Below are 4,848 nucleotides of genomic sequence, written 5' to 3'. Positions count from 1 at the left end.
GTGCGGCGACTACTGCTCGTCGCGGGAGCGGTGGATCACCGCGGCCAGCTGCTCGAGCCGGGCGCTGTGCTCCTTGGCGTGGTGGTTGCAGAAGAGCAGCTCGCCGCCCGTGGAGAGCACGGCGCGGACCCGGGCAGCGGCCCCGCACCGGTCGCAGCGGTCGGCGGCGGTGAGTGCAGCTGGACTGGCAAGAGTGTCGGTCATTGTCGTCCTCTCATCTGGCGGCCACCTGCGGTGGCCCCGTCGTCACCGTTCACGTCCGACTTCGCGTTCACGGGTTGTGGTGCGTGGCGCTGTCCTTCCCATCGGAACGAGACATCACTGTCCCCACGTACGGGATGCAGGAGCCCGGTCACGGGTTGCTCGATACCCGTGCTGGGCATCGACCGCTCCGTGAGGAACCCCGGCTCCCTCATCGTGCCATCCGGGACCCCGTGGACGGCGGGAATTCGCCCGTGGCGTAGAACACCGCGTCCCGGCGCGTCCACGGACGGGCTGACGGACGCGGCAGCGGCGGTCGGGTTGCCGCTCGGGATTAAACTCCGACGTGTTGTAGAACACCGCATCGGACCGGTCCCGCTGAGCGGTACAACAAGCAGTCGACCGGTGAGTGGGTTCACACTCGAGACGGGACTTTCGTCCTTGTTCCGTCGCGACGACACCGCGCAGGCTCTGACAGAGTTGGAGCCCGCCGCGGAACGCCCGCCCGCCGCGCCGGACACCTGCTGGACCTGATCGCTTGGAGGACTGCCGTGGATCCGTTGAATGTCGCGCGCTGGCAGTTCGGCATCACCACCGTGTACCACTTCCTGTTCGTCCCGATCACGATCGGCATGGCGTTCTTCATCGCCATCACCGAGACCGCCTGGGTGCGCACCCGCAAGCCGGTGTACCTGCGGGCGACCAAGTTCTGGGGCAAGATCTTCCTGATCAACTTCGCCATCGGCGTGGTGACCGGCATCGTGCAGGAGTTCCAGTTCGGGATGAACTGGTCCAGCTACTCGCGGTTCGTCGGCGACGTGTTCGGCGCCCCGCTGGCCATGGAGGCGCTGCTGGCGTTCTTCCTGGAGTCGACGTTCCTGGGCCTGTGGATCTTCGGATGGGACAAGCTCTCACCGCGCCTGCACTGCGCGACCATCTGGCTGGTCTCCATCGGCACCATGCTGTCGGCGTTCTTCATCATGTCGGCCAACTCGTTCATGCAGCACCCGGTGGGCATCACGGTCAACGCCGACCGCAGCCGGGCGGAGATGAACGACATCGGCGCCGTGCTGTTCCAGCCGCTGAACATGTGGGCGTACTCGCACGTCATCGCCGGTGCGGTGCTCTCCGGCGCGGCCATGTTCGCGGGCATCTCCTCCTACTTCCTGATGAAGAAGCGCGACGTCGAGGTCTTCCGGCCGGCGGTGCGGTTCGGGCTGGTCGGCATGCTCATCGGCTCGCTGGCCGTGATCGTCACCGGCGACCTGCTGGCCAAGGTGATGACCGACGTGCAGCCGATGAAGATGGCGGCCGCCGAGGCCCTGTGGGACACCACCGAGGGCGCCTCGTTCTCGCTGTTCACCATCGGCACGCTCGACGGGTCGACCGAGGTCTTCTCGATCCGGGTGCCCGGCGTGCTGTCCTTCATGGCCACCGAGTCCTTCTCCGGCACCGTCGAGGGCATCAACGACGTGCAGGCGCAGTTCGAGCAGAAGTACGGGCCGGGCGACTACCGGCCGAACATCCCCGTGACCTACTGGATGTTCCGGCTGATGATGGGCGCCGGCTTCGTGATGCTGCTGGTCTCGATCGTCGGCCTGTGGCTGACCCGCAAGGGCCGGCTCCCGAAATCCAAGACCGTCTGGCTGCTGGCGATGTTCGCCATCGCCGGGCCGGTCGTCGGCCATTCGGCCGGCTGGATCTTCACCGAGAGGGGCCGCCAGCCCTGGACGGTGGTCGGCCTCTACCGGACCGCGGACTCCGTCTCACCCTCGGTGACCGGCGCGTCGGTGCTCACCTCGTTGATCATCTTCACCCTGCTGTACGGGATCCTCGCGGTGATCGAGGTCGGGCTGGTCGTCAAGTACGTCAAGATCGGCCCACCGAGCGAGGCGGAGGCGTTGGCGTCGATCCGCCGGCGGACCCCGCGCGGCGGCGGCTTCGGCGGCCCCGACAAGCCGGCCGACCAGGACGCGGAGGAGGAGGAGAAGCCGCTCGCGTTCGCCTACTAGCGGCCCACCCTCTGCCTGCCGTCCAGCAACCTGCACTAGGAGCGGTCAACCGTGTTCCTCAACAACCTGTGGTTCGTTCTCATCGCGGTCCTGTGGATCGGGTACTTCGTGCTCGAGGGCTTCGACTTCGGCGTCGGCGCCCTGCTGCGGATCGTCGGGAAGAACGAGAAGGGCCGGCGGGTCCTGATCAACACGATCGGGCCGGTCTGGGACGCCAACGAGGTGTGGTTGCTGACCGCGGGCGGCGCGACCTTCGCCGCGTTCCCCGAGTGGTACGCGTCGATGTTCTCCGGCTTCTACCTGGCCCTGGTGCTGATCCTGGTCCTGCTGATCGTCCGCGGCGTCGCGTTCGAGTACCGCGGCAAGGGCCACTCGGACCAGTGGCGGGCGCGCTGGGACTGGTCCATCCTGATCACCTCCTGGGGCCTGGCCCTGCTGTGGGGGGTGGCGTTCGGCAACATCGTCCGCGGCGTGGCTCTGGACGCCGACCACGAGTACGTCGGCACGTTCCTGGACCTGCTGAACCCGTTCGCGCTGCTGATGGGCGCGACGACGCTGCTGCTGTTCCTGACCCACGGGTCGATCTACCTGGCCCTGAAGACCACCCAGGACGTGCGCGAGCGCGCGCAGAAGCTGGCCGTCCGGCTCGGACCGGTGGCGCTGGTGGTGATGGCCGGTGCGGTGATCTGGCAGCAGTCCATTCGCGGCACGACCGGGTCGATGGTGCTCGGGGCGATCGCCGTCGTTTCGATGCTGGCGGCGGTGCTGCTGACCCGGGCCGACCGGGACGGCTGGGCCTTCCTGGCCTCGGCCGTGTCCACCGCCATGCTGGTGACGTCGTGGTTCGCCTCGATCTACCCGAACGTCTTCCCGTCGACCATCGACCCGGCGTTCTCGCTGACCATCGAGAATGCGGCGTCGACCCCGTACACGCTCACCCTGATGAGCTGGATCGCGCTGCTGTTCGTCCCGCTGATCCTGGCCTACCAGGCCTGGAGCTACTGGATCTTCCGCAAGCGCATCTCGACCAAGCAGATCCCCGAGTCGCCGACCTCGGTGCCCACGCACTGACGTGTGCGAGCAGCGGGACCCGGGCGGACACCGCCGCGGCCGGTCCGGGCCGGTAGGTCAGAGCAGGAGGCCGGCCCGCATGGCCACGGCCACCTGGTGGGAGCGGTCGCCCGTGCCCAGCTTGCGGCTGATCCGGGACAGATGGCTCTTGACCGTCAGGGCCGACAGCGACAGGGACTCGGCGATCCACTTGTTCGACCGCCCGTCGGCGACCAGCCGCAGGACCTCCAGCTCGCGCGGGGTGAGCCGGCCCAGGCGGGCCGGCAGGTCGGGATCGACCCGGCCGGGATGCCCGCGCAGGACGCCCGTGGCCCCCGCCGACAGCGCGCCCAGCAGCGGGGCCGGATCGGGGGACAGGGCCAGCGCGATGACGCGGGCCCAGGGCACCTGCGCCAGGTCGCCGATCAGCCGGGGAGCCGGCGTGCCGAAGCCCAGGCTGACGAGCGCGAGGTGGCCGCCCGGGCCGCCGGCGACCAACGCCTCGACCGCGGCGACGGTGTCGGCCTGGATGACCCGGGCCGCCCCGGCCGCGGCCAGCCCCGCGGCGAGCCGCTCCCGGCTGTCCCGGAGTGGATCCGCGACGAGCACGACCATCGCGCCCACCGGGCCGCTCGAGCCGGGCCGGCCGGGCCGGTCGGCGAGCATCGAGGGCACGCGCTGCCGGGGAACGAACTCCGGCCGGCCGGCGGACCCCCGGTGTCCCGTGCCGATCTTCGTGTCACCGACCGTGCCGATCACGCATGCTCCTTCGGTTCGTCGTCACCCCGGCGGACCCGACGGTGAACCCCCCACATGTCATCGGAGTGAGTTACCCCGCAACGATCGGGTCGAAACCAGCGGATCGGACCACCCGGGGCCGACGCCGCCGCGCCGCAGCACACACCCGCTGTCGGCTCCCTCTGTTTCACTGGTGCCGTGAGACCACTCGACCCCCGCCTCACCCGGTACGCCGCGGGCGTCCGGCGGCTGCTGGTCGTCTCCGTCGCCCTCGGCCTGGCGTCGGCCGTCGTGGTCGTCGTCCAGGCCGTGCTGATCGCCGGCATCCTGGCCGACGTCATCATCGGTGGGGTCGAGCCGGACGACCTGGCGGTCCGGCTCGCGGTCCTGGCCGGGGTGATCGCGGTGCGGGCGGGGCTGGCCTGGGCGGCCGAGGAGATCGCCGGCCGCAGCGCGTCGGCGGTGACCGCCGGGCTGCGCCGCGACCTGCTCGGGCACGCCGCCGCGCTCGGCCCCCGCTGGCGCTCGGCCGAGCACGGCGGCCGGCTGGCGGTGCTGGCCACCACCGGGGTCGAGTCCCTGCACACCTACCTGGCCCGGTACCTGCCGCAGCTGGCGCTGTCCGTGGTGGTGCCGGTGGTCATGCTGGTCTACCTGTTCAGCGCGGACCTGACCAGCGGCATCATCGTGCTCGTCACGTTGCCGCTGATCCCGCTGTTCATGGCCCTGGTCGGCTGGTACACCGACCGGCAGACCCGGGCCAAGTGGGCCAGCCTGGCCCGGCTGGCCACCCACTTCACCGACGTCGTCGCCGGTCTGCCCACGCTCAAGGTGTTCGGCCGGGCCA

General features: G+C 70.0%; 5 protein-coding genes. 3 read left to right on the top strand and 2 right to left on the bottom strand.

Annotated elements, in window-relative coordinates:
* Positions 1 to 9: 9 nt before the first annotated feature.
* A complete protein-coding gene (locus ACOJUF_RS21445; RefSeq protein ID WP_420123842.1) occupies positions 10 to 204 on the bottom strand; it encodes a DUF7455 domain-containing protein in 195 nt (64 codons plus the stop codon).
* A gap of 548 nt (positions 205 to 752) precedes the next feature.
* On the opposite strand from ACOJUF_RS21445, the gene ACOJUF_RS21440 reads away from it, so the two are divergent.
* Positions 753 to 2,213 (top strand): cytochrome ubiquinol oxidase subunit I, encoded by a 1,461-nt coding sequence (locus ACOJUF_RS21440; protein ID WP_420123841.1) that lies wholly within the window; start codon positions 753 to 755, stop codon positions 2,211 to 2,213.
* A gap of 51 nt (positions 2,214 to 2,264) precedes the next feature.
* A complete protein-coding gene (gene cydB / locus ACOJUF_RS21435) occupies positions 2,265 to 3,284 on the top strand; it encodes a cytochrome d ubiquinol oxidase subunit II (RefSeq protein WP_420123840.1) in 1,020 nt (339 codons plus the stop codon).
* A gap of 57 nt (positions 3,285 to 3,341) precedes the next feature.
* Here the strand turns inward: cydB and ACOJUF_RS21430 are convergent, their stop codons facing one another.
* Positions 3,342 to 4,022, bottom strand: coding sequence for a helix-turn-helix domain-containing protein (locus tag ACOJUF_RS21430; protein ID WP_420123839.1), 681 nt, complete (start codon positions 4,020 to 4,022; stop codon positions 3,342 to 3,344).
* A 177-nt stretch (positions 4,023 to 4,199) separates the two neighbouring features.
* Between ACOJUF_RS21430 and ACOJUF_RS21425 the strand changes: the two genes are divergently transcribed.
* Positions 4,200 to 4,848: ABC transporter transmembrane domain-containing protein (locus ACOJUF_RS21425; RefSeq protein ID WP_420123838.1), on the top strand; the 649-nt coding region annotated here is incomplete at its 3' end.

This window comes from Nakamurella sp., from assembly GCF_048594475.1.
Lineage (GTDB): Bacteria > Actinomycetota > Actinomycetes > Mycobacteriales > Nakamurellaceae > Nakamurella.
This window is presented reverse-complemented; position numbering and strand designations above follow the sequence as displayed.